A 22,668-nucleotide genomic window follows, 5' to 3' on the forward strand; every position below is an offset into this window, starting at 1 on the left:
GCCGAGGCCGCCTACCGCTGGCTCGCCGCCCGGCAGAACCCGGACGGCTCGTGGTACGCCGCGTACACCGACGGCGAGGTCACCGACCGCGATGTACGCGCAGAAGTTGCTCTCCTTGGCGCGGTCGGTGCGCCCGGCCTCAGAGCACCTGGAGGTTCTTGCGCAGCTCGAAGGGGGTGACCTCGGAACGGTACTCCTCCCACTCCTGGCGCTTGTTGCGCAGGAAGAAGTCGAAGACGTGCTCGCCCAGCGTCTCGGCGACCAGCTCGCTGCGCTGCATCAGGTCGATGGCCTCGCCGAGGTTCTGCGGCATCGGCTGGATACCGAGGGCGCGGCGCTCGGAGTCGGAGAGCGCCCAGACGTCGTCGTCGGCGCCCGGAGGGAGCTCGTAGCCCTCCTCGATGCCCTTGAGGCCGGCCGCGAGGGTGACGGCGTAGGCGAGGTAAGGGTTGCAGCCGGTGTCCAGGGAGCGGACCTCGATCCGGGTGGACCCCTGCTTGCCCGGCTTGTACATCGGCACCCGGATCAGCGCCGAGCGGTTGTTGTGGCCCCAGCAGATGTACGAGGGGGCCTCGCCGCCGGCACCGGCGGTGCGCTGGGAGCCGCCCCAGATGCGCTTGTAGGAGTTCACCCACTGGTTGGTGACGGCGGCGGTCTCGGCGGCGTGCCGCAGCAGGCCCGCGATGAAGGAGCGGCCGACCTTGGAGAGCTGGTACTCGGCACCGGACTCGTGGAAGGCGTTGCGGTCGCCCTCGAACAGCGAGACGTGGGTGTGCATGCCGCTGCCGGGGTGCTCGGAGAACGGCTTGGGCATGAAGCTCGCGTGCACGCCCTGCTCCAGCGCGACCTCCTTCATGACCAGCCGGAAGGTCATGATGTTGTCGGCGGTGGACAGGGCGTCCGCGTAGCGCAGGTCGATCTCCTGCTGGCCGGGCGCGCCCTCGTGGTGCGAGAACTCGACCGAGATGCCCATCGACTCCAGCATGGTGATCGCCTGTCGGCGGAAGTCGTGGCCCACCCCGCGCGGGGTGTGGTCGAAGTAGCCGGACTGGTCGGCGGGGATCGGCGCGGTGCCGTCGCCGGGCAGGTTCTTCAGCAGGAAGAACTCGATCTCGGGGTGGGTGTAGAAGGTGAAGCCCAGGTCGGAGGCCTTCTCCAGGGTGCGCTTGAGCACGAACCGGGGGTCGGCGAAGGAGGGCGAGCCGTCCGGCATCAGGATGTCGCAGAACATCCGGGCGGTCCCCGGGGTCTCCGAGCGCCACGGCAGGATCTGGAACGTGGTCGGGTCCGGCTTGGCGATCATGTCGGACTCGTAGACCCGGGCGAAGCCCTCGATCGCGGAGCCGTCGAAGCCGATGCCCTCCTCGAACGCCTGCTCCAGCTCCGCCGGCGCCACCGCGACCGACTTCAGGAACCCGAGCACATCGGTGAACCACAGCCGGACGAACCGGATGTCACGCTCTTCGAGCGTCCGAAGCACGAACTGCTGCTGCTTGCCCATGGGGACAGTCTCACCTCTGCTCTTTACGCTCGTGTTACGCCCGGGCGACCCCCGAGAGACCCCGCGCGGCGATTGCCCCCATCATGGCCGATCAACGCGCGTCCCGGCAGTGCCGGCCGCCGCGCGGGACCCCCCGAGGGGGACATTGCGTCAGTTAGACGATTACACTCAGGGCATGCCCAATCTCCGTCTCGCCCTGTGCCAGATCGACCCCTGGGTCGGTGACATCGCCCGCAACAGCGATGAGGTGGTGCGCTGGACCAGGCAGGCCGCCGAGGCCGGCGCCCAGCTGGTCGCGTTCCCCGAGATGGCCCTGACCGGCTACCCGGTCGAGGACCTCGCCCTGCGCCGTTCCTTCGTCGACGCCTCCCGGGCGGCGCTGGTCGAGCTGGCCGGACGGCTGGCCGCCGACGGGCTGGGCGAGGTCCCGGTGGTGGTCGGCTACCTCGGGCGCTCCGAGCACGCCTCGCCGCGGTTCGGCCGCCCGGCCGGCTCGCCGCAGAACTGCGCCGCCGTGCTGCACCGGGGCGAGGTGGTCACCCGCTTCGCCAAACACCACCTGCCCAACTACGGCGTGTTCGACGAGTTCCGCTGGTTCGTCCCGGGCGAGCAGCTGCCGGTGCTGCGGGTGCACGGCGTGGACGTGGCCCTGGCCATCTGCGAGGACATCTGGCAGGACGGCGGCCGGGTCACCGCCGCCCGCGAGGCCGAGGCCGGCCTGCTGCTGGTGGTCAACGGCTCGCCCTACGAGCGGAACAAGGACGACCAGCGGCTGGAGCTGGTCCGGCGCCGCGCGGCCGAGGCGGGCTGCACCCTGGCGTACGTCAACATGGTCGGCGGCCAGGACGAGCTGGTCTTCGACGGCGACTCGATCGTGGTCGGCGCGGACGGCGAGGTCCTCGCCCGCTCCCCGCAGTTCGAGGAGCACCTGCTGGTGCTGGACCTCGACCTGCCGGCCGCCAGCAGCGACCACACCGACGGCCTGCTGCTGGCCGACGGGCTGCACCTGGTCCGCGCCGAGCTGGACGGCGAGCCGGTGCGGGACCCGGCCCCCGCTCCGACCGCCGGCATCGCGCCCAGGCTGTCCGACGAGGCGGAGATCTGGGCGGCGCTGGTCTCCGGCACCCGGGCGTACGTGGTGAAGAACGGGTTCACCTCGGTGCTGATCGGCCTCTCCGGCGGCATCGACTCGGCACTGGTGGCCGCGATCGCGGTGGACGCGATCGGCGCGGAGAACGTCCACTGCGTCTCGATGCCCTCCCGCTACTCCTCGCAGCACTCCCGGGACGACGCGGCCGAGCTGGCCCGCCGCACCGGCCTGCACTTCCGGACCGTCTCCATCGCCCCGATGTTCGACGCCTACCTCGGCGCCACCGAACTGACCGGCCTCGCCGAGGAGAACCTCCAGTCCCGGCTGCGCGGCACCCTGCTGATGGCGATCTCCAACCAGGAGGGGCACATCGTGCTCGCGCCCGGCAACAAGAGCGAGCTGGCGGTCGGCTACTCGACCCTGTACGGCGATTCGGTGGGCGCCTTCGGGCCGATCAAGGACGTCTACAAGTCGCTGGTCTTCCGGCTGGCCCGCTGGCGCAACGAGGAGGCCGAGCGGCGCGGCGAGGTGCCGCCGATCCCGGAGAACACCATCAGCAAGCCGCCGTCCGCCGAGCTGCGGCCGGACCAGAAGGACACCGACTCGCTGCCGGACTACGACCTGCTGGACAGCGTGCTGGCCCGCTACATCGAGGGCGACGAGGGGCGGGACGCGATCGTCGCGGCCGGCTTCGACCCGGCCGTGGTGGACCGGGTGGTCCGGCTGGTCGACACCGCCGAGTACAAGCGGCGCCAGTACCCGCCGGGCCCGAAGATCTCGGTGAAGAACTTCGGCCGGGACCGCCGCCTGCCGATCACCAACCGCTGGCGCCGGGGCTGACCGGGCGTCCGGGCCGGGCCGGCTGGGCGGGCCGTCCGGGCAGGACGGGCTGAGGCGGGCAGGAGCGGGCCGGGCCGGCCGAACCGCTCGGACGGCCCGGGTCAGGAGCCGTACCGGTAGGTGGCGGCCACCGCGAGGTGGTCGCTGCCGTCCCGGGGCAGGGTGCGGGAGTCCACCGGCTGGAGCCCGCCCTTGCTCATGATCTGGTCGATCCGGGCCATCGGGAAGGCGGCCGGCCAGCTGAACCCGAAGCCGTCCCCGGCGGCGCCCTGGGCCGAGCGCATCTGCGAGGTGACGGGCGCCAGGCTGCGGTCGTTCATGGTGCCGTTGAGGTCGCCGAGCAGCAGGACCCTGGACAGCCGCTCGGCCTGGATCGCGTTCCCGAGCGCCTGGGCGCTGACGTCCCGCTGGTCGACGGTGAAGCCGCCCTCGGCCTTGAGCCGGACCGACGGCAGGTGCGCGACGTACACCGCGACCGGGCCCTGCGGGGTGGCCACCTGGGCCCGGAACGCCCTGGTCCAGCCCATCCTGAGGTCCACCGGGGAGACCCCGCTGATCGGGTACTTCGACCAGAGCCCGACCGTCCCCTCCACCGCGTGGTACGGGTAGGCGTCGGCGAGGCCGGTCTCGTACGCCCGCAGGTGTCCGCCGGCGAGCTCCTCCAGGGCGACGATCTGGGCGCCCGAGGCCACCAGGCCGCGGATGGTGCCCGGCACGTCGGTGTTCTCGGCGGCGACGTTGTGGCTGACCACCGTCCAGTCGCCCTTGCCGCCGCTCTTGTCGGTCAGCTGACCGCCGAAGAGGTTGGCCCACAGCGCGACGGGCAGCAGCAGGGCGGTCAGCGCGGTGGCGGAGCGGCGCAGCAGCGCGGCCACCAGCAGCACCGGGACCGCCAGGCCCACCCAGGGCAGGAAGGTCTCCAGCAGGCTGCCGAGGTTGCCGACGCTGTTCGGCACCTCGGCGTGGAAGGCCAGCAGCACGGCGGTGACCACGGCGAGCACCGCGATCACCAGACCGCGCCGCCAGGTGTTGCTGCCGCGGGCGTCCCGGCCCCAGTCCCGCAGGCCGAGGAAGCCGCCGGACCGGCCGCTCCGGGCGGTGTCCGTACCCCCGGCGTCCGCGGTCCGGTCGGTGCTGTCCGCCTGCGCCATGCTGTGGCTCCCTCGCTCGTGCCGTCGCCGGTCCGGCGGCCGTTCCGCGGGGTACGCGGGGTGCCGGACTGGTGCCGGTTCGATCGGATACCCGGCTCAGCCTATGCCGGGACAGACGCGCGGTTGCGGGAGCGGGTTGCGGCGCGGCCGGGTTTGGTGAGCCAGGCCACGTCCGGATCCGCCGGGCACGATCGAACACCTGGGCGGAGGTCCGCCGCGAAGGTCCGCCGCAGGCCCGGGCGGCGGCGGTGGGTGAGCGGTCAGCCGGGCACCCGGCGCGGGGCGAGGCCGTCGAACAGGGCGTCGACCATCTTGCGGGCCAGGTCCTCGTCCTCCAGGTCGGAGTCCTCCCACAGGATGCTGCGGTAGACGATCGGGCCGAGCAGGAGGTCCCCGAGCAGGTCCAGGTCGAGGTCGGCGCGGATCTCGCCCTCGGCGACGGCCCTGCGGATCAGGCCGAGCCCGGCCTCGCGCCGCGGCTTGATCACCCGTTGGTGGTAGGCGGCGTACAGCTCCGGCAGGGTCTGCATCTGGCCGAGGGCGGCCTTGAGCACCCAGCGGGTGCGCTTGGCCAGGCCGCGCCGGCGGACGTAGTCGATCATCTCGATCAGGTCGTCCCGGGCGCTGCCCCCGGACGGCTCCGGCACCGGCGCCTCCAGCCGGCTGACCACGTCGACCAGCAGGGCGACCTTGTTGGGCCAGCGCCGGTAGATGGTGGCCTTGCCGACGCCGGCGGCGGTGGCGATGCCCTCGATGGTGAGCTCCGAGAGCGAGGTGCCGGCGGACATCAGGTCCTCCACGGCGGTGAAGATGGCCTGCTCGGCGGCCTCACTGCGGGGCCGGCCGCGGCGGGCCACCGCGCAGGGCCGCCCGGTGTCGGCGCTCGGAGTGTCCGTCCTCATCCCCGCTGTCTCTCCCTCGCTGTCCCCGGGCGCGCGGGCGCCGTGGCGTTTCGGTGGGCGGCCCGCGGGCGGGGTGGTCCCGCCCTGGACCGCGGCCCTGCCGACCGGGGGCACCGGGCGGCAGGGCCATTGTCGCTCAGCCGACCTCGGGCGTCGGCGGACGGACGCCGCTCAGGCGTCGGCGGACGCCGTCTCCCGCTCCTGGCCGGGCCGGGCCGGGGCCTGGCCGCCCGGGCCGCCGGGGGCGGCGAGGCGGCGCGGCAGCAGGAACCAGGCGACCAGTGCGCCGACCAGCGAGATGCCCACCGAGAGCGAGGCCACCACGTGCATGGCGTGGATGAAGGAGTCGTTCGCCGGGGCGATCAGCGCCTTGCCCGCGCCGTTCGGGATCCGGTCGGCGACGGCCAGGGTGGCCTCCAGCGACTCGCCCGCCTTGTCGCGCAGCCCCTCGGGCAGGTGGCTGAGGGTGTCGGTCATCCCGTCGCGGTAGACGGTGGACAGCACGGCGCCGAGCACCGCGACCCCGAGCGAGCCGCCGACCTGGCGGAAGGTGTTGTTGACGGCCGAGCCCGCGCCGGCCTTCTCGCGGGGCAGCGAACCCATGATCGCGACGGTGACCGGCGGCATGACGTGCGCCATGCCGGTGCCCATGACCAGGCCGAGCACGATCAGCACCCAGATCGGGGTGGTCGCGGTCAGCACGGTGTAGCCGACGAAGCCGGCCGCGACCAGCACCATGCCGCCGGCGGCGGTGGCGGCGACGCCGAGGCGGTCGACCACCAGCCGGGCCCGCGGCGCGAACACCAGCTGGCCGACGGCCAGCGGCAGCATCAGCAGACCGGCCTGCAGGGCGCTGTAGCCGCGCACGCTCTGGATGTAGAAGACGCCGAAGAAGGACACGCCCATCAGCGCGAAGAAGATCACGCCGACGACCGCCACGGAGGCGCTGAACACCTTGTTGCGGAACCAGGTGACGTCCAGCGCGGGGAACCGCGTGCGGCGCTCGAACCAGACGAAGGCGGTCAGGGCCACGACGCCGAGCAGGGTCGGGCCCCAGGCCTCGACGGCGGTGAAGTCGGCCAGCTCGCCGCCCTTGATGATGCCGTAGATCAGCGCCACCAGGCCGACGATCGACAGCAGCACGCCGACCGGGTCGAGCGCGCCCGGGTCGGGGTCCTTGGACTCGGGGACCAGGATCGCCATCGCGATGACCGCGACGACCACGATCGGGACGTTGATCAGGAAGACGGAGCCCCACCAGAAGTGCTCGATCAGCAGGCCGCCGGTGATCGGGCCGATGGCGATGGCCAGACCGACCGCGCCGGCCCAGATGCCGATCGCCTTGGGCTGCTCCTCGCGCTCGAAGACGTTCATGATGATGGCCAGCGTGGCGGGCATCGCGAGCGCGCCGCCGACGCCCATCAGGGCGCGAAAGCCGATGAGCTCACCGGGCGAGCCGGCCATCGCGGACAGCAGCGAGGCGATGCCGAAGACCACCATGCCGGCGAGCAGGGCGAGTTTGCGGCCGAAGCGGTCGCCGAGCAGGCCGGAGGTGAAGAGCAGCCCGGCGAAGACCAGCGTGTAGGAGTTGATCGCCCATTCGAGGTCGCTCTGGGTGGCGCCCAGGCCGACCGGAGCGGGGGTCGCGATGGTCTTCATCGCAACGTTGAGGATCGAGTTGTCGAGTACGACGACGAGCAGGGCGAGCACCAGGGTGCCCAGGATCGCCCAGCGGCGGCGGTGGATGGCTTCCGGCACACGAGGTGGCGCGGCGGCGGTGGTCATTGGTCTTCCCGTCCGTGGTGATGTGGCACTGGCGGGCATTTGCGAGTCGGATGCGTCTCGTAACCCCCCGCGCCCAGAGTAGCGGCACTTACGATACGAGACGAGTCCGTTTCGTAAAATGGAGGCAAAGCCCGGCGGGCGCGGAGACGACCCGGTGTGGCGCGGATCGCACCCGGCCCCCTGCACGCCTCTTTGCGCTCACGCCGGGGCGTGCAAGCATGGAGGGGATCCGGGGACGCCGCACGGCGCCACGAGACGACAACCCTTCAGGAGTCCGTTCGATGAACGCTTCCTCGCCTTCGCCTGCCCAGAAGCAGGCGTCGACCACCACCCTCTACGGCGGGGTCACCAACCGCCGGGTCACCGTCCGCGACCTCGCCGCCGCCAAGCAGCGCGGCGAGAAGTGGGCGATGCTGACCGCCTACGACGCCCTCACCGCAGGGGTGTTCGACGAGGCCGGGATCCCCGTCCTGCTGGTCGGCGACTCCGCCGGCAACTGCCACCTCGGCTACGAGACCACCGTGCCGGTGACCATGGATCAGATGGTGATGCTCTCCGCCGCCGTCGTCCGAGGCACCCAGCGCGCCCTGATCGTCGCCGACCTGCCGTTCGGCTCGTACCAGGAGTCGCCCGCCCAGGCCATGCACAACGCGGCCCGACTGATGAAGGAGGCCGGCGTCGGCGCGGTCAAGCTGGAGGGCGGCGAGCGCAGCGCCCGCTCGATCGAGCTGCTGGTCGAGGCCGGCGTCCCGGTGATGGCGCACATCGGCCTCACCCCGCAGTCCGTGCACGCCTTCGGCGGCTACCCCGTCCAGGGCCGCGGCGACGAGGCGGCGCACCAGCTGCTGCGCGACGCCAAGGCCGTCCAGCAGGCCGGCGCGTTCTCGGTGGTGCTGGAGGCCGTCCCGGCGGAACTGGCCGCGCAGGTCACCGAGCAGCTGGCGATCCCGACCGTCGGCATCGGCGGCGGGCCCGAGACCGACGCCCAGGTGCTGGTCTGGACCGACATGGCCGGCATGACGGCGGGCCGGGTGCCCAAGTTCGTCAAGAAGTACGCCGACCTGCGCGGTGTCCTCGGCGAGGCCGCCCGCGCGTTCGCCCAGGACGTCCGCACCGGCGCCTTCCCGGCGGAGGAGCACAGCTTCCACTGACAGCTGACGGCTGACGACTGACGGCAGCTCCCGGCGGCCCCGCTCCGAACCCCTCGGAGCGGGGCCGCTGCCGTGCCCGGCCGGCGGTGACAGCGGCGTGACAGCGGGGCGTCAGGGTGCCCGGGCCCGGTGACAGGGGACTGACAGGGCGGCGGGACAGCCTGGGGGCATGACAGGAATCGCCACCGCCCCGAACACGCGGGGAGCCGGGAACGCCGTCGAGGTGCACGGCATCGTCAAGCGCTTCGGCGTAACCAAGGCCCTGGACGGGGTCGACCTCACCGTCCGCGAGGGCACCGTGCTCGCGCTGCTCGGGCCGAACGGCGCGGGCAAGACCACGCTGGTGCGGGTGCTCTCCACCCTGATCAAGCCGGACGCCGGCACCGCGTACGTGGGCGGCTACGACGTCCTGCGCCAGCCCAAGCAACTGCGCCGCACCATCGGTCTGACCGGCCAGTACGCCTCGGTGGACGAGCTGCTCTCCGGCTACGAGAACCTCTACCTGATCGGCCGGCTGCTCGACCTCTCCGGCCGCGAGGCCAAGGCCCGGGCCACCGAGCTGCTGGAGCGCTTCTCGCTCACCGAGGCCGCCAAGCGGCCCGCCAAGACCTACTCCGGCGGCATGCGACGCCGCCTCGACCTGGCCGCCAGCATGATCGGCCGCCCCCGGGTGCTCTACCTGGACGAGCCCACCACCGGCCTGGACCCGCGCACCCGCAACGAGGTCTGGGACGAGGTGCAGCGGATGGTCGCCGAGGGCAGCACCGTCCTGCTGACCACCCAGTACATGGAGGAGGCGGAGCAGCTCGCCGACGAGCTGACCGTCATCGACCGCGGCAGGGTCGTCGCCAACGGCGGTGTCGCCGAGCTCAAGGCCAAGGTCGGCGGCCAGATCCTCCAGGTCCGCCCGGCGCGCCCGGCCGAACTGCCGGAGATGGTCCGCTGCCTGCACGCGAACGGCATCACCACCGCCACCGTCTCCCCCGACGACGGCCTGCTCGCGGTGCCGATCGCCGGCGAGGAGCAGCTGACCACCGTCATCACCGTGCTCGGCACCAAGGGCTTCGCGATCGCCGGCATCGACACCAAGGTGCCCAGCCTGGACGAGGTCTTCCTCGCCATCACCGGCAGGCCCACCGCCGACACCGCCGCCACGGACCACACCGCCGCCCTCGTCAAGGAGCCCGTCGCATGACCACCGCCACGCTCGCCCCCGCCCGGGCCGAGGACGGCCCGGCCGGTGACGGCCGGATCGGCCTCGCCGCGAACCTGCGCCACGTCGGCGCGCTGACCCGGCGCAACCTGATGCGGATCAAGGCCGACCCGGAGTCGATGTTCGACGCCGTGCTGATGCCGATCGTCTTCACCGTGCTGTTCGTCTACGTCTTCGGCGGCGCCATCTTCGCCGGGGACCAGGACCAGTACAAGCAGTTCATGATCCCCGGTCTGCTCGGACAGACCGGCATGACCCTGGCGCTGGCCGTCGGCACCGGCCTCAACAGCGACTTCCAGACCGGGGTGATGGACCGTTTCCGCACCCTGCCGATCGGCCGGTCCTCCGTCCTGCTCTCCAAGATCGTCGCCGAGACCCTGCGGGCCCTGCTCTCCTCCGTGATCCTGCTGACCTTCGCGTTCGTCCTCGGCTTCGAGCTGAAGACCGGCGTGCTGGAACTGCTGGCCGCGGTCGGCCTGTCGCTGGTGTTCGGCATGTCGATCGTCTGGATCTCGATGCTGCTGGGCATGGCGATGAGGAGCGCCCAGGCGGTGCAGGGCGTCTCCATGCTGGTCCTGATGCCGATGCAGTTCGGCAGCTCGATCTTCGCGCCGACCGACACCATGCCGGGCTGGCTGCAGTCCTTCACCAAGGTCAACCCGCTGTCCGCGCTGGCCGACGCCTCCCGCGCCCTGCTCAACGGCCAGGGAGCGGTGGCCCACCCGGTGACGATCGTGCTGGTGTGGTCCGCCGCCGCCACCGCGGTCTTCGCCCCGCTCGCCGTTGCCCGCTTCCGCAAGCGGACCTGAGCCCGACCCCGCCGGCCGGCCCCGGAGCCGGTCGGCGGACGGGACGGCCGGCCGCCCGGGACAGGCGCCGGCCGTCGTACGGGCCCGTCGGGCCGGTGACCAGGGGACGGACACCGGCCCGGCGGGCCCATGACCGGGAGGCCGACCACGGCCCGAGCCGACCGGTCGCGGCCCGAGCTAGCCGATCAACTCCTTGAGCAGGTCCTGGACTTCGTCCTGCGTCATGGCCTCGCCCTGGGCGTACGCCTCCTCGTACCCGGCGTCGCCCAGCAGGCCCTGCAGGGCGGCGGCGGACCGCTCGCGGTCGGCGCGGTCCAGGTAGCCGCCCTTCGGGCCGTTCAGCACGTTGTACGCGCCCAGCAGCACGGCCGCGAGCCGGGCCCGGTCCAGGTCCCCGTCGCGCTCGGCGAAGACGCGCAGCACCCCGGCCACGGCCGGCACCACCATGACCGTCATCTGCTCGACGAATCCGGAGGAGGACATGGCCGACCGCAGCATCCCGCGGCCCTCCCGGATCAGTTCGAGCCCCCGTCCCGGATCGCCGGCCCGGGCCGTGATCCAGCCCCGGGAGGCGCTGAGCAGCCCGGAGACGACGCCCGGCGCGAAGAAGCCCACCCTGGTCTCGTCGAGGGCCTCCAGTTCGGCCAGCGCCCGTGCGTAGTCACCGCGGTGGGCGTGCACCCCGCAGAGCGTCAGGTGGCCGAACAGCCACGCGCCGGCGTCGGTCTGGCGCATGCCTGGCGCTTCGACGGAGGCCAGCGCCTCCCGCACGATCCGTTCCCCGCGTTCCATGTCCCGTTCCAGCAGCGCGTTGCCGAGGTTCACCCGCAGCATCGGCACCTCGTGCGGCGCGCCCAGCTCCTGGGCCAGCTCGATCGCACGCTCGTACGCGGAGACGGCGGCGTCCACCTCGCCCCGGTTGGCCAGCGACTCGCCCTGCGCTGCCAGCGCCTGGGAGATCCCCCAGAGGTTGCCGGCCTGCCGGTACAGCTCCAGGGAGCGCTCGCCGTCCAGGAGGCCCTGCTGCTCGCCGCCCGGCCAGTCGTTCATCATCTTGGCCCGGAGCTGCAGGATGAACGCCTGGTCGTTCGCGTCGCCGTGGCGCTCGCAGCCCTCGACGGCGTCGTCCAGCAGGTTCTTCATCAGGTCCAGGCGGCCGGTCAGGAAGGCGCCGAACACCCGCATCAGCGCCGGGAAGCGGTAGGCCTGGGGAAGCTCCCGGGCGTAGACGTCCAGCAGGTTCCGGGCGACCGCGACCACTTCTTCGTCGCCGATCACCTCCAGGTTGCCGTCGAACAGTCCGACCATCCGGTACAGCGCGAGCAGCCGGCGGGCCTCCTCGACCACACCCCCGGGCATCGGCACGCCGTACGCCAGGACGTTCCGCTCCAGCGGCACCGGCGGCGGGGCGTCCGGGGCGAACGGGTCCGGGCCGAGCGCGCCGACCGCGTCGTACCAGCCCCGGGCCTCCAGGCTGTACCCGCGCAGCGACCAGTACCAGCTCATGCCGAGGGCGAGGGCCAGCGCCTGTTCCTCGTCCCGCCGGTCCACCGCGCGGCGCAGCGCGGCCCGGACGTTGTCCTGCTCCCGCTCCAGGACGGCCAGCCAGTGCAACTGCTGCGGTCCGTGGATGTGCCGGTCGGCCGCGGCGACCAACTCACGGAAGTGCGCGAGGTGGCGGCCCTCGGTCGCCTCCGTCTCGGCGGCCTCGGCGAGGCGCTCCTGGGCGTACTCGTTGATGGTCTCCAGCATCCGGTAGCGCGGCAGCCCCCCGCCACCGAGGTCCGCCACCAGGAGGGACTTGTCGACCAGCGAGAGCAGCAGATCGGCGACCTCGTCGCGGGACACCTCCACGCCGTCGGCGCAGATCGCCTCGGCGTCCTCCAGGCGCCAGCCGCCGGCGAACACCGACAGGCGCCGCAGGACGGCCCGCTCCCGTTTGCCCAGCAGGTCCCAGCTCCAGTCGACGACCGCGCGCAGGGTCTGCTGGCGCGGCAGCAGCGTGCGGCTGCCGGCGGTGAGCAGCGCGAAGCGGCTGTCGAGGCGGTCGGCGATCTGACGGGCCGTCATCACCCTGAGGCGGGCGGCGGCCAGTTCGATGGCCAGCGGCAGGCCGTCCAGGCGGCGGCAGATCTCCGCGCAGGCCTCCGGCTCGCTGTCCGGATCGTAGCCGGGGCGGGCGGTGGCGGCGCGCTCGGCGAGCAGGCGCAGCGCCACGGGCGCGGGCAGCGGCTCGACCGGCAGCACGCTCTCGCCGGGCACGCCGAGCGGTTCGCGGCTGGTGGCGAGCACGGTGAGACCGGGGCACTCGACGAGCAGGGTGGCGGCGAGGTCGGCGGCCGCCTGGATCAGGTGCTCGCAGTTGTCGAGGACGAGCAGCATCCGGCGGTGGGCGCAGTGCTCGACCAGTCGGCGCAGCGGCTCCTCGGCGCGCTTCTCGATCACGTCGGCGACGAGGCTGCTACTGCTGTGGAGGACCATCTCGCGCAGCCCGAGGGCGGAGACCACGGCGGCGGGGACGGCGTCCGGACTCTCCAGCGGGGCGAGTTCGGCCACCCAGACGCCCTCCGGCCAGCGGCCGGCGGCGAGTTCGGCCCGGCCGGCCTCCACCGCGAGGCTGGTCTTGCCGGAGCCGCCGGGGCCGGTCAGGGTGACCAGCCGGCCGGCCGTCAGGAGTTCGCGCAGGCCGGCCAGGTCGCTCTCACGGCCGACGAAGCTGGTCAGCCGGCCGCGCAGGTTGCCCGCGGCGCGCGGGGGCTCGGGAGCGGGTGCGGCTGCGGGGGCGGATGCCGGCGCCGGGGCGGGTGCCGGCGCCGGGGCGGGTGCCGTCGGAGTCGGCGACGGTATCCGCACCGGCTCGGCGGAGGCGAGCAACTCGGCGTACAGGGACTGGAGTCGGCGCCCCGGGTCGACGCCGAGCTCCTCCGCCAGGGCGCGCCTGGTCCGCTCGTAGTGGCGCAGCGCCTCCGCGGTGCGCCCGCTCTCGTGCAGCGCCCGGAGCATCAGCAGTTGCAGCGGTTCGTCCAGCGGCTGCCGTTCGCACAGCTCGGCGAGTTCGGCGACCAGCTCGGCGGCCCGGCCGAGTCCGAGGTCGGCGGTGATCCGGTGGCGGCGGGCCTCCTCGCGCTGGGCCTCCAGCCGGGCGGCGGGCCCGGTGCGGTCGGGCAGGTCGGCCAGGGCCGGGCCGCGCCAGAGGGCGAGCGCGGCGCGCAGCCGCTCGGCGGCGAGGCCGTGGTCGCCGGCGTCCAGGGCTCGCCGGCCCTCCGCGCTCAGCCGCTGGAAGTCGGCGACGTCGGTGGCCGGGTCGGTCAGCCAGTACCCGGCGGGGCCGGAGCCGATCCGGTCCCGGCCGACGGTGCGGCGCAGCCGGCCGACCAGGGTCTGCAGCGCCGCCGAGGAGTCCTGCGGCGGCTCGGCGTCCCACACCTCGTCCACCAGCTGGTCGGCCGGGACGGGCCGGCCCTGGCGCAGGACCAGCGCGGTGAGCAGGGCCCGCAGCCTGGCCCCGCCGAGCGGGACCGGTGTGCCGTCGTCGTGGTGGGCCGTGGTCGTCCCGAGGATGCCGTAGTACACCGGTCCATTCTGGTCGATGGGCGACGCCGGGGCCGCACAATTGTGCTGGCTCGCCCGCTGCGGCCCGGGCGACGGAACCGCCGGCGAGCCCTCGGACGTTCACGGGGCACGGCTTGTCCGGCCACCGGCCCGCCCGGCATGATCGGCCCTGCCGGTCTTCCCCTTCCCCTGCCCACGGAGCACCCCACCATGACCTTCGCCGCCACGCCGCGATCCCGCAGCGAGGACCGCCGGATCAGCCCGGTGTTCTGGGTGCTCCTCGCCGTCCTCGGCACGTCCGCCTGGTCGGTGTACGCCGGCTACGGCAACGTCCGCTTCGGCGTGTTCCTGTTCGTGGTCGCGGGGTGGATGGTGTCGCTCTGCCTGCACGAGTACGCCCACGCGCGCACCGCGCTGCACGGCGGCGACATCACCGTCGGCGCCAAGGGCTACCTCACGCTCAACCCGCTGAAGTACACCAACGTGCTGCTCAGCATCGTCCTGCCGCTCGTCATCATGATCATCTCCGGCTTCGGCCTGCCCGGCGGCTCGGTGTGGATCGAGCGGCACCGGATCCAGGGGCGGCTCAAGCACAGCCTGATCTCGGCGGCCGGGCCGCTGGTCAACGTGGTGTTCGCCGTGGTGTTGCTGGTCCCGGTCGGCGCGGGCTGGCTGGACGACTCGACGCTGCACGCCACGTACTACGGCTACGAGGAGCAGGCCTCGCCGTTCGCCTGCGCGCTCGGCTTCCTCGGCCTGCTGCAGCTCAGCGCGGCCCTGCTGAACCTGCTGCCGGTGCCCGGCCTGGACGGCTACGGGATCGTCGAGCCGTGGCTCTCGGCCAAGACCCGGCGCGCGGTGGAGCCGTTCGCGCCGTACGGGATGCTCGCGGTGTTCGCGCTGCTGTGGCAGCCCGAGGTGAACTCGTTCTTCTTCGGCATCGTCCACGACCTGATGAACCTGTTCGGCGTGGACACCGACTACGCGACGGTCGGGCGGTACCTGTTCAGCTTCTGGAAGAGCTAGGCCTGCTCGGCGGCGGCCGCAGCGGCGAGCTTCTCCTTGCGGCGGTTCATCCACAGCACGTTGCTCGCCACGCCGGCCAGCGGCAGCCAGATCAGCCCGATCCAGAAGCCCGCGAGCACCGAGACGACGGCGGCCGCCAGCGCGAGGACGGTGACGATCAGGGCGATGAGGGACGTGCGAGGCATGACGCGGGGCTCCTAGGCGGGTGGGGCGGACGGCCGGGTTGCGACCGCCCCCCATTGTCGCCGACCTCACCCCCGGGCGAGGCCCAGGGGGAGGCCGACACGGCGTCCGCCGGTCACCCGCCGGTCACACGTCGGTGACCCGCAGGCCCGCGTGAGCCTTGTAGCGGCGGTTGACCGAGATCAGGTTGGCCACCAGCGCCTCCACCTGGTGGGCGTTGCGCAGCCGGCCCGCGAAGACGCCCCGCATGCCGGGGATCAGGCCAGCGAGCGCCCGCACCACGTCGGTGGCGGCCCGGTCGTCGCCGAGCACCATGACGTCGGTGTCGATCCGCTCGACCGACTCGTCCTGGAGCAGCACCGCCGAGAGGTGGTGGAAGGCGGCGGTGACCCGGGAGTCCGGCAGCAGCGCGGCGGCCTGCTCGGCGGCGCTGCCCTCCTCCGGCTTCAGCGCGTACGCGCCCTGCTTGTCGAAGCCCAGCGGGTTGACGCAGTCGACGACGATCTTTCCGGCCAGTTCCTCCCGCAGCGAGCTCAGGGTGGCGGCGTGGCCGTCCCACGGGACGGCCACGATCACCACGTCGCTCTCCCGGGCGACAGTGGCGTTGTCGGCACCGCGCACGCCGACGCCCAGCTCGGCGGCCGAGGCCTCGGCCCGGGCCGCGTCCCGGGAACCGATGATCACCTGCTGGCCGGCCTTGGCCAGCCGCAGGGCCAGGCCCCGCCCCTGGTCGCCGGTGCCGCCGAGGACACCGACCACCAGCTGCGAGACGTCCGGCACGTCGTGGGCCGGGTTTGTCGCTGAATCGAGGGAAGTCATGGGCCGATCCTGCCAAATCCCCGGCCGGGCGCGACATTCTGGGCCGCATGGACGCGGTGAGAGTTTCGGCACTCCGGCAGCGGCTGGCGGGCACCGGCTGGCTGGAGGCGGCCGGGGGCTTCGCCGCCACGCTGCGGCGTTCGGTGGAGCGGCGCGGGGCGGGCGAGCTGCTGCTGGTCGGCACGGAGGTGTACGAGCCCTGGCACCTGGCCGCCCACCTGGCGGACGAGGCGGCCTGGTCGGCCGTGCCCCGGCTGGCCCCCACCCTGCTGCGGCACCGGCCCCCCGCGGCCGCCCCCGCCCACCTGGCGCACGGCCTGCCACGGCTCGGCGAAGCCCGGCGCGGGGCCACCGTCCTGGTGGTGGCGCCCGGGGCGGCCGGCGCCCCGCTGCTGGAGCGGGTGCAGGACGCCCGCAGGCACGGCGCGACCGTCCTCGCGCTCGACGGCGCCGCCCCGGGGGCGCCGGGCGAGCTCGGGGGGATCGCCCATGAACGGCTGGCCGTGGGCACCGCCGACGAGGAGCCCTTCGACCTAGCCCAGCACCTGGTCAGCGCGGCCGCCGGGCAGCCCGCCGGGCGCCGCTCCGTCCTGGACCGGCTGGCCGAACTCGCCGGGCGGCTGACCGCGGCACCCGCGCTCAGCCGCTGGTGAAAAACCCGTTGCGGGGGCCGGACGGCCGTCCGAGGATGGTGGTCCGTGAACGACGACGAACCGGCGCATACCGGTCGGCTGCGCACCCTGCTCGGCTCCCTGACGCCCGATCTGTCCCCGTGGCGCGCCTCGCGCGACTTCCGCTACCTGTGGACGTCCGGCTGCGTCACCAGCTTCGGCAGCTTCCTGACGTACGTCGCCGTCCCGATGCAGATCAAGGACCTCACCGGGTCCTCCTTCGCGGTCGGCCTGATCGGCGCGGTCGAACTCGTTCCGCTGATCGTCTTCGGCCTCTGGGGCGGCGCGCTCGCCGACGCCCTGGACCGGCGCAAGCTGGTGCTGCGCTCGGAGGCCGCGCTCGGCCTGCTCGCCGCACTGCTGCTGCTCAACGCCCTGCTGCCGCATTCGCTGCTCTGGCCGGTCTACCTCGTCGCCGCGCTGGTCGCCGCCTGCGACGGCCTGCAGCGGCCGGCGCTCGACTCGCTGCTGCCGCGGATCGTCGCGCACCAGCACATGCCCGCGGCCTTCGCCCTCAAGTCCCTCTACCACAACGTGGCTTCGGTGGCCGGGCCGGCGCTGGCCGGGGTCGTGGTGGCCTTCTCCGGAGTGCGGACCGCGTACGCACTGGACGTGCTCACCTTCGCCGTCTCGTTGCTGCTGCTGGTCCGGATCAGGGCGGTGCCCCCGCCCACCGGGGCCGAGCGCCCGTCCGTGCGGGCGGTGCTCACCGGGGTGCGGTACGCGTGGAGCCGCAAGGACCTGCTGGGCACCTACGCGATCGACACCCTCGCCATGCTGTTCGCCTTCCCGGTGGCCGTCTTCCCCTTCCTCGCCACCGAACTGGGCGCGGACTGGGCGCTCGGCCCGATGTACGCGGCCTCCGCCGTCGGCGGGCTGCTGGTCGGCGCGACCAGCGGCTGGACGTCCAGGATCCACCGGCACGGGCGGCTGCTGGTGGCCGCCGCGGTCGGCTGGGGCGCGGCCATGGCGCTGGCCGGGCTGTCCGGGAACGTCTGGGTGGTGCTGATCGGGCTGGCACTGGCCGGCGGCGCCGACGAGATCAGCGGGATCGCCCGCGCGACCATGTGGAACCAGTCCATCCCGGACGCGGTCCGCGGCCGGATGGCCGGCGTCGAACTGCTCAGCTACTCCGTCGGCCCCCAGCTGGGACAGGTCCGGGCGGGCACCATGGCCGGGCTGGTCGGCGTGCGGGCCGCCGTCTGGAGCGGTGGCCTGGCCTGCGTGGTCGCCGTCCTCGCGGTCGCCGCCGCGCTGCCCCGGCTGCTCGCGTACGACGACCGCACCGACCCCCACGCCGCGGCGGTCCGGGCCGAGCACGAGCGGGCGGAGCGGGAGCGGGCCGCCGCTGCCACGACCGCCGCCGCCGAGGCCTGACCGGACCGGGCGGCGGCCGGCCACCGGGGTCGCGCCGGCCGGGCCGGCCGGGCGGTCCCCGCGGCCCCGGCTACTCCGCCTCGCCCTCCGGCTTGTCCGTCCACCGCGGGTCGTTCTGCCACTCGCGGTTGCGCTCGTCGGCGATCTGCAACGCGTGGGCGGCCTCCTCCGGGCTGCCGTACGGGCCGAGGCGGTCCTTGGCCGGACACTCCGGGCCCTCCTCGACCTTCCCGTGCTTGATGCAGTAGAACCACTCACCGGGCTTGCCGGTCGGCTTGCGGTGGAATCCCAGTGGCATGACGCCCTCCCGTCCAGACATAGGGTCGATACTGATCATTCCCGCGCCCGGACCCATCCGCACACCGCCCGGGGCCACGGGGCCCGGCGGCTAGACTCGCCGCCATGGCTCTCGTACCCGGCATCCAGTCCCCCACCCGCAAGGTCCCGGCGCACATCGCGCGCCCCGAGTACGTCGGGCGGCCCGCCCCGACGCCGTACACCGGGCCCGAGGTGCAGACCGCCGAGACGATCGAGAAGATGCGGATCGCGGGCGGGATCGCCGCCCGGGCGATGGCGGAGGCGGCCAAGCTGATCGCGCCCGGGGTCACCACCGACGCGCTGGACGCCGTCGCCCACGAGTACATGTGCGACCACGGCGCCTACCCGTCCGACCTCGGCTACCGGGGCTTCCCCAAGTCGATCTGCACCTCGGTGAACGAGGTGATCTGCCACGGCATCCCGGACTCGACGGTGCTGCAGGACGGCGACATCGTCAACATCGACGCCACCGCCTACATCCACGGGGTGCACGGCGACCTTAACGCCACCTACCTGGTCGGCGACGTGGACGAGGAGTCCCGGCTGCTGGTCGAGCGCACCCGGGAGTCCCTCGACCGGGCGATCAAGGCGGTCAAGCCCGGCCGGCAGATCAACGTCATCGGCCGGGTCATCGAGTCCTACGCCAAGCGCTTCGGCTACGGCGTGGTGCGGGACTTCACCGGACACGGCATCAACACGTCGTTCCACTCCGGCCTGATCATCCCGCACTACGACAGCGAGCGGGCCACCGAGGTGATCAAGCCGGGCATGACCTTCACCATCGAGCCGATGCTGACCCTGGGCACCTACGACTACGAGATCTGGCCGGACGGCTGGACGGTCGTCACCAAGGACCGCAAGCGCACCGCCCAGTTCGAGCACACCCTGGTCGTCACGGCGGACGGCGCGGAGATCCTCACCCTGCCGTGACCCCGGCCGTCAGCCGATGAGCCACTGCTCCTCGGCCACCGCGCCCACCTCGGTGCAGGCGTCGGTGAGCACGTCCAGGACGCGCAGCGGGTCCGGCAGCGGCTGCTCGGGCCCGCGCAGCCACCGCACCTCGGAGCCGTCCGGCAGCGCGGCCGGCGGCAGCAGGGTGTACGAGCCGCGGCAGTGCCAGCGCAGGCCGGGGTGCTCGGACATGGTGTCCGGGGTGGAGTCGAGCGCGCTCGGCCACCACTCGTCCTCGTCCTGGGGGGTGCCGCGGGTGGCGGTGAAGAAGAGGTAGCGGTCCTCGCCGACGGCGGCGACCGGACCCTCGACGCCCAGCGCGGTCAGCCGCTCCAGCGCCAGCCGTCCGGCTTCGGCCGGGACGTCCAGCACGTCGTGCACCCGGCCGGTGGCGGTGACGAAGTTGGCGTGGGGGTCGCGGGAGAGCCAGCGGGAGAGCTGGTCGGGGTCGGTGGTGGCCTGGGTCTGCCAGGCGAAGGAGACCGGGTGCTGGGCCGGCGCCGGACAGGCCACCCGGTCGCAGGAACACCGGTACCCGGCCGGATGGGCGGCGGGCGCCAGCGGGAATCCGGCGCGCACCGCGCCGAGCAGCTGATCCAGTCTGGCGGCCGGGTCCGGGCCGCCCGGGCGGGCCCGCTGTCGCTCACGCTTCTGCCACCAGGTCGTCCACCTGCTGCCGGCTTCCATCGGGCCCCTTCCGCGCACTGCCGTGCCTGGTGCGACACAGCGTTCGACGTACCACTCCGACGCAACGCACAGCGCCCCCCGCTGCTTCCCGGAAGGTGCTCGGCCCTGCTGTCCGCGCCCCGCCGACCGAGGCCCGGGGTCACCGGACGGCCGACGCCCGGGTCACGGTACGAAGTCGCGGCAGCACGCTGTCCGCGCCGGTTCCGGCCGGAGGGCACGGCGATCCGCGCCTCGCCCGGCCCGTACGGGGCCCGCTGACCCGGGGTGGACCCCGAGGGCGTACAGGAAGGATAAGGGTGCGCGGGGCCTCCGGATGACCGGGGGCGGTGCCTCGCCGGTCACACTCCGGCCACCGGGCCCTCACCGGGCCTCCCCTTCGCGGTGCTCCCGCCGTGACCGCCGTGCGGGGATGAGACCCTGGAGGGATGAAGAGCGCGGACACCGAATTCGTCGGCGGCCCCCTGGACGGGAAGGTCCTCCCGATCCCCCTGGGGCCGATGCTGGGCGTGCCGAAGAAGTACAAGGTGCCGGTCCCCGCGCACGGCGACTCCCCCGCGCGCACACTGGTGTACGTCCGGAGCAAGCAGGTCCGCGGCCTGAGCTGGTTCTGGCGCTACGAGTACGACGAGGCGGCCACCGCCAAGGCCTCCGGCTGACGGGCCGCCCGCCGCGTCCCCCTCATCGCCTCCCCGGGAGGTCCGCATGGCCAGAGCGGTACGGCGTCCCGTTCGCCACCATCGGAGCCGCGCGCAGGCGGTCGCCCACCACAACCGGCAGGTCGCCTGGACCACCGGGGTGCTGCTGCTGGTGGTCTGCCTCTACACCGTGACGATCGGGCCGGACGGCTGGCTCTGGTTCGCCTGGGCGGTGCTGCTGCTCGCCTGCGTGGCCCTGTTCGTCGTCCGGCCCTGAACCCGGGAGCCGTCCGCTCCGCCCGGCTCCCGGGATCGGCCGGGTCCGCAGGGTTTGCAGCTTCCCGTCGCCCCCCTGCGCCGGTCAGTCATCCTCGGCGAGGATCAGGTACAGCTTCTTCCGGGCCTCGGTCAGCACCGCCAGGCCCTTGGCGCGCTGCGCCTCGGTGCCGGTCCGCATGACCTGCTGGACGGCCTGCCCGACGGCGGCGAGCGCCTGGCCCACCTCCTGGACCGCCTCCCAGTCGGCCTCCCGACCGGCCTCCGCCCACGGCTCCGCCGGCCCGGCCTCGGCCTCGGCGCGGCCCGCCTCGGTGAGCGAGACCAGCCGCTTGCCGCCGACCTCCTCCGCGGTGATCAGCCCCTCCTCCTCCAGCAGCTGGAGGTTCGGGTAGATCGAGCCCGGGCTGGGCCGCCAGGCCCCGCCGGTCCGCTCGGTGATCTCGGCGATCATCTCGTAGCCGTGCATCGGCCGCTCCTTGAGCAGCGCCAGCAGCGACGCCCGGACGTCACCGCGCCGAGCCCGACCGCCGCGCCGCCCGTGCGGGCCGCCCCGCCGGGCCCCGTGGCCGGCGAAGCCGTGCCCGAACGGCCCGCCCCGCGGCGGCCCGAACCCGCCGAAGGCCTCCCGCCCCTCGAAGCCCTCCCCGGGCATCCCCCGGAACTCCGGGCCCGGCCCACGGCGCCGTCCGCCACCGCGCGGACCCTCTCCACGAAATCGCATTCCTGAGCGCATGGCGCTCACCTCCTTGTTCGTCGAAACGGTCGAGTTACTGTCTCGATAGTTCGACGATATATCGGTGACTGTCGCTCGTCAACGGATCCCGACACGGACCTGCCGCACGGCTCGGGCGGGGGTCAGCGGATACGGTGACGGGCATGGCCGGTGAACGAGACCTTGCGACCCTGTTGCGCGGGATGCGCCCGCGGCTCCACCCGGGGCGGTACGTCTACTGCACGCTCCCCGCGAGGGTGCCCGCCGGGATGCGGCCGGTGGTGACCGTCGCCGAGCCCGAGGGGGTCACGGTGGTCGTCGCCCAGGAGGAGGCGGACGCGCTCGGGCTGCGCTACGCGTACGTGGCGGCGTGGATCACCCTGGAGGTCCACTCGGCGCTGGAGGCCGTCGGGCTGACCGCCGCCGTGGCCGGGCGGCTCGCCGAGGAGGGGATCAGCTGCAACATGGCGGCCGGGTTCCACCACGACCACCTGTTCGTCGCCGCCGACGACGCCGAGCGGGCCGTGCGCGCCCTGGAGGAGCTCGCCGCCCGTTCCGCCTGACGGTGGCGCCGGGTGGCCGCCGCCGACCGCCCCTTCGACACTGGAGGGAGCCGCCCCGCCTGGGCCGGCCCCACCGGAAGGAGACGGCCGCCATGGCCACCTGTGTCACCTGCGGCAACGACTACTGGCTCGCCTTCGAGATCAAGACGGTCACCGGCGACAGCTACACCTTCGACAGCTTCGAGTGCGCGATGGAGAAGCTCGCGCCCCGCTGCGAGCAGTGCAACGTCCGCATCGTCGGCCACGGCGTCGAAGTGGCCGGCATGTTCTTCTGCTGCGCCAACTGCGCCCGCGTCAACGGCGGCCTCGGCGAACAGATCCGGGACGCCGTCGGCTCCCGCCCCGCCTAGGCCCGTCCGGCGCGACGCCCTGATGCGAAGGCCCTCCGGCCCGCTCGGTGAGCGGGTTCGCCGGTCGAGGCCATCGAGGTGGACCCGTCGGGTTCGCTCGCCC

General features: G+C 73.4%; 22 protein-coding genes. 12 read left to right on the forward strand and 10 right to left on the reverse strand.

The window, feature by feature from the left end; translation table 11 throughout:
* Positions 1-139: 139 nt before the first annotated feature.
* Positions 140-1,501: a gamma-glutamylpolyamine synthetase GlnA2 gene (gene glnA2 / locus ABT247_RS18440; protein ID WP_350743849.1), complete on the reverse strand. Its 1,362-nt coding sequence runs from the start codon at positions 1,499-1,501 to the stop codon at positions 140-142.
* A gap of 175 nt (positions 1,502-1,676) precedes the next feature.
* Here glnA2 and ABT247_RS18445 point away from each other — a divergent pair, with 175 nt between their 5' ends.
* Entirely contained in the window at positions 1,677-3,431 is a 1,755-nt protein-coding gene (locus ABT247_RS18445) for an NAD+ synthase (RefSeq protein ID WP_350743850.1), read from the forward strand.
* A 101-nt stretch (positions 3,432-3,532) separates the two neighbouring features.
* Here the strand turns inward: ABT247_RS18445 and ABT247_RS18450 are convergent, their stop codons facing one another.
* The 3 genes from ABT247_RS18450 to ABT247_RS18460 form a co-directional block, all read right to left on the reverse strand.
* Positions 3,533-4,582 carry an endonuclease/exonuclease/phosphatase family protein gene (locus ABT247_RS18450; RefSeq protein WP_350743851.1) on the reverse strand — a complete coding sequence of 350 codons (1,050 nt, stop codon included), beginning with the start codon at positions 4,580-4,582 and terminating at the stop codon, positions 3,533-3,535.
* A gap of 260 nt (positions 4,583-4,842) precedes the next feature.
* Entirely contained in the window at positions 4,843-5,484 is a 642-nt protein-coding gene (locus tag ABT247_RS18455) for a TetR/AcrR family transcriptional regulator (protein WP_350743852.1), read from the reverse strand.
* Positions 5,485-5,655: 171 nt separating this feature from the next.
* Entirely contained in the window at positions 5,656-7,269 is a 1,614-nt protein-coding gene (locus ABT247_RS18460; protein WP_350743853.1) for an MFS transporter, read from the reverse strand.
* A gap of 281 nt (positions 7,270-7,550) precedes the next feature.
* On the opposite strand from ABT247_RS18460, the gene panB reads away from it, so the two are divergent.
* From panB to ABT247_RS18475, 3 genes are all read left to right on the forward strand, one after another.
* A complete protein-coding gene (gene panB / locus ABT247_RS18465) occupies positions 7,551-8,420 on the forward strand; it encodes a 3-methyl-2-oxobutanoate hydroxymethyltransferase (protein ID WP_350743854.1) in 870 nt (289 codons plus the stop codon).
* 169 nt (positions 8,421-8,589) lie between these two features.
* Positions 8,590-9,615 carry an ATP-binding cassette domain-containing protein gene (locus ABT247_RS18470; RefSeq protein WP_350743855.1) on the forward strand — a complete coding sequence of 342 codons (1,026 nt, stop codon included), beginning with the start codon at positions 8,590-8,592 and terminating at the stop codon, positions 9,613-9,615.
* The gene (locus ABT247_RS18475; protein WP_350743856.1) at positions 9,612-10,442 is read left to right on the forward strand and encodes an ABC transporter permease; all 831 of its coding nucleotides are present in this window, start codon (positions 9,612-9,614) and stop codon (positions 10,440-10,442) included. The genes ABT247_RS18470 and ABT247_RS18475 overlap by 4 nt, the downstream gene beginning before the upstream one ends.
* 177 nt (positions 10,443-10,619) lie before the next feature.
* Here ABT247_RS18475 and ABT247_RS18480 read toward each other — a convergent pair whose 3' ends face one another.
* Positions 10,620-14,015: an AfsR/SARP family transcriptional regulator gene (locus ABT247_RS18480; protein ID WP_350743857.1), complete on the reverse strand. Its 3,396-nt coding sequence runs from the start codon at positions 14,013-14,015 to the stop codon at positions 10,620-10,622.
* 189 nt (positions 14,016-14,204) lie between these two features.
* Here ABT247_RS18480 and ABT247_RS18485 point away from each other — a divergent pair, with 189 nt between their 5' ends.
* Positions 14,205-15,020: a site-2 protease family protein gene (locus tag ABT247_RS18485; protein ID WP_350743858.1), complete on the forward strand. Its 816-nt coding sequence runs from the start codon at positions 14,205-14,207 to the stop codon at positions 15,018-15,020.
* On the opposite strand, the gene ABT247_RS18490 is transcribed toward ABT247_RS18485, so the two are convergent.
* Entirely contained in the window at positions 15,017-15,205 is a 189-nt protein-coding gene (locus ABT247_RS18490) for a hypothetical protein (protein WP_350743859.1), read from the reverse strand. The two genes, ABT247_RS18485 and ABT247_RS18490, sit on opposite strands and share 4 nt — an antisense overlap.
* 124 nt (positions 15,206-15,329) lie before the next feature.
* Positions 15,330-16,022 carry an NADPH-dependent F420 reductase gene (gene npdG, locus ABT247_RS18495; RefSeq protein WP_350743860.1) on the reverse strand — a complete coding sequence of 231 codons (693 nt, stop codon included), beginning with the start codon at positions 16,020-16,022 and terminating at the stop codon, positions 15,330-15,332.
* A 47-nt stretch (positions 16,023-16,069) separates the two neighbouring features.
* Between npdG and ABT247_RS18500 the strand changes: the two genes are divergently transcribed.
* Positions 16,070-16,675, forward strand: a complete 606-nt coding sequence (locus ABT247_RS18500) for a hypothetical protein (protein ID WP_350743861.1) — start codon at positions 16,070-16,072, stop codon at positions 16,673-16,675.
* Positions 16,676-16,720: 45 nt separating this feature from the next.
* Positions 16,721-18,070, forward strand: a complete 1,350-nt coding sequence (locus ABT247_RS18505) for an MFS transporter (RefSeq protein WP_350743862.1) — start codon at positions 16,721-16,723, stop codon at positions 18,068-18,070.
* A gap of 70 nt (positions 18,071-18,140) precedes the next feature.
* On the opposite strand, the gene ABT247_RS18510 is transcribed toward ABT247_RS18505, so the two are convergent.
* On the reverse strand, positions 18,141-18,368 hold the full coding sequence (locus ABT247_RS18510) for a hypothetical protein (RefSeq protein ID WP_350743863.1): 228 nt from the start codon (positions 18,366-18,368) through the stop codon (positions 18,141-18,143).
* A 104-nt stretch (positions 18,369-18,472) separates the two neighbouring features.
* Here ABT247_RS18510 and map point away from each other — a divergent pair, with 104 nt between their 5' ends.
* Positions 18,473-19,318: a type I methionyl aminopeptidase gene (map, locus tag ABT247_RS18515; protein WP_350743864.1), complete on the forward strand. Its 846-nt coding sequence runs from the start codon at positions 18,473-18,475 to the stop codon at positions 19,316-19,318.
* Positions 19,319-19,327: 9 nt separating this feature from the next.
* Here map and ABT247_RS18520 read toward each other — a convergent pair whose 3' ends face one another.
* Entirely contained in the window at positions 19,328-20,026 is a 699-nt protein-coding gene (locus tag ABT247_RS18520; RefSeq protein WP_350743865.1) for a bifunctional DNA primase/polymerase, read from the reverse strand.
* A 425-nt stretch (positions 20,027-20,451) separates the two neighbouring features.
* Between ABT247_RS18520 and ABT247_RS18525 the strand changes: the two genes are divergently transcribed.
* Together ABT247_RS18525 and ABT247_RS18530 are read left to right on the forward strand one after the other, a co-directional pair.
* The gene (locus ABT247_RS18525) at positions 20,452-20,682 is read left to right on the forward strand and encodes a DUF8847 domain-containing protein (protein ID WP_350743866.1); all 231 of its coding nucleotides are present in this window, start codon (positions 20,452-20,454) and stop codon (positions 20,680-20,682) included.
* Positions 20,683-20,728: 46 nt separating this feature from the next.
* Complete coding sequence (locus tag ABT247_RS18530; RefSeq protein WP_350743867.1) at positions 20,729-20,938, forward strand: hypothetical protein; 210 nt, start codon at positions 20,729-20,731, stop codon at positions 20,936-20,938.
* Between the two features lie 84 nt (positions 20,939-21,022).
* On the opposite strand, the gene ABT247_RS18535 is transcribed toward ABT247_RS18530, so the two are convergent.
* Positions 21,023-21,673, reverse strand: a complete 651-nt coding sequence (locus ABT247_RS18535) for a PadR family transcriptional regulator (protein ID WP_392903298.1) — start codon at positions 21,671-21,673, stop codon at positions 21,023-21,025.
* Positions 21,674-21,816: 143 nt separating this feature from the next.
* Between ABT247_RS18535 and ABT247_RS18540 the strand changes: the two genes are divergently transcribed.
* Together ABT247_RS18540 and ABT247_RS18545 are read left to right on the forward strand one after the other, a co-directional pair.
* A complete protein-coding gene (locus ABT247_RS18540; protein WP_350743869.1) occupies positions 21,817-22,215 on the forward strand; it encodes an ACT domain-containing protein in 399 nt (132 codons plus the stop codon).
* 92 nt (positions 22,216-22,307) lie between these two features.
* Positions 22,308-22,565, forward strand: coding sequence for a metallothionein (locus ABT247_RS18545; RefSeq protein WP_350743870.1), 258 nt, complete (start codon positions 22,308-22,310; stop codon positions 22,563-22,565).
* The last annotated feature ends 103 nt before the right edge of the window (positions 22,566-22,668 follow it).

The sequence above is a fragment of the Kitasatospora sp. NPDC001539 genome (genome assembly GCF_040298565.1).
Classification (GTDB): domain Bacteria; phylum Actinomycetota; class Actinomycetes; order Streptomycetales; family Streptomycetaceae; genus Kitasatospora.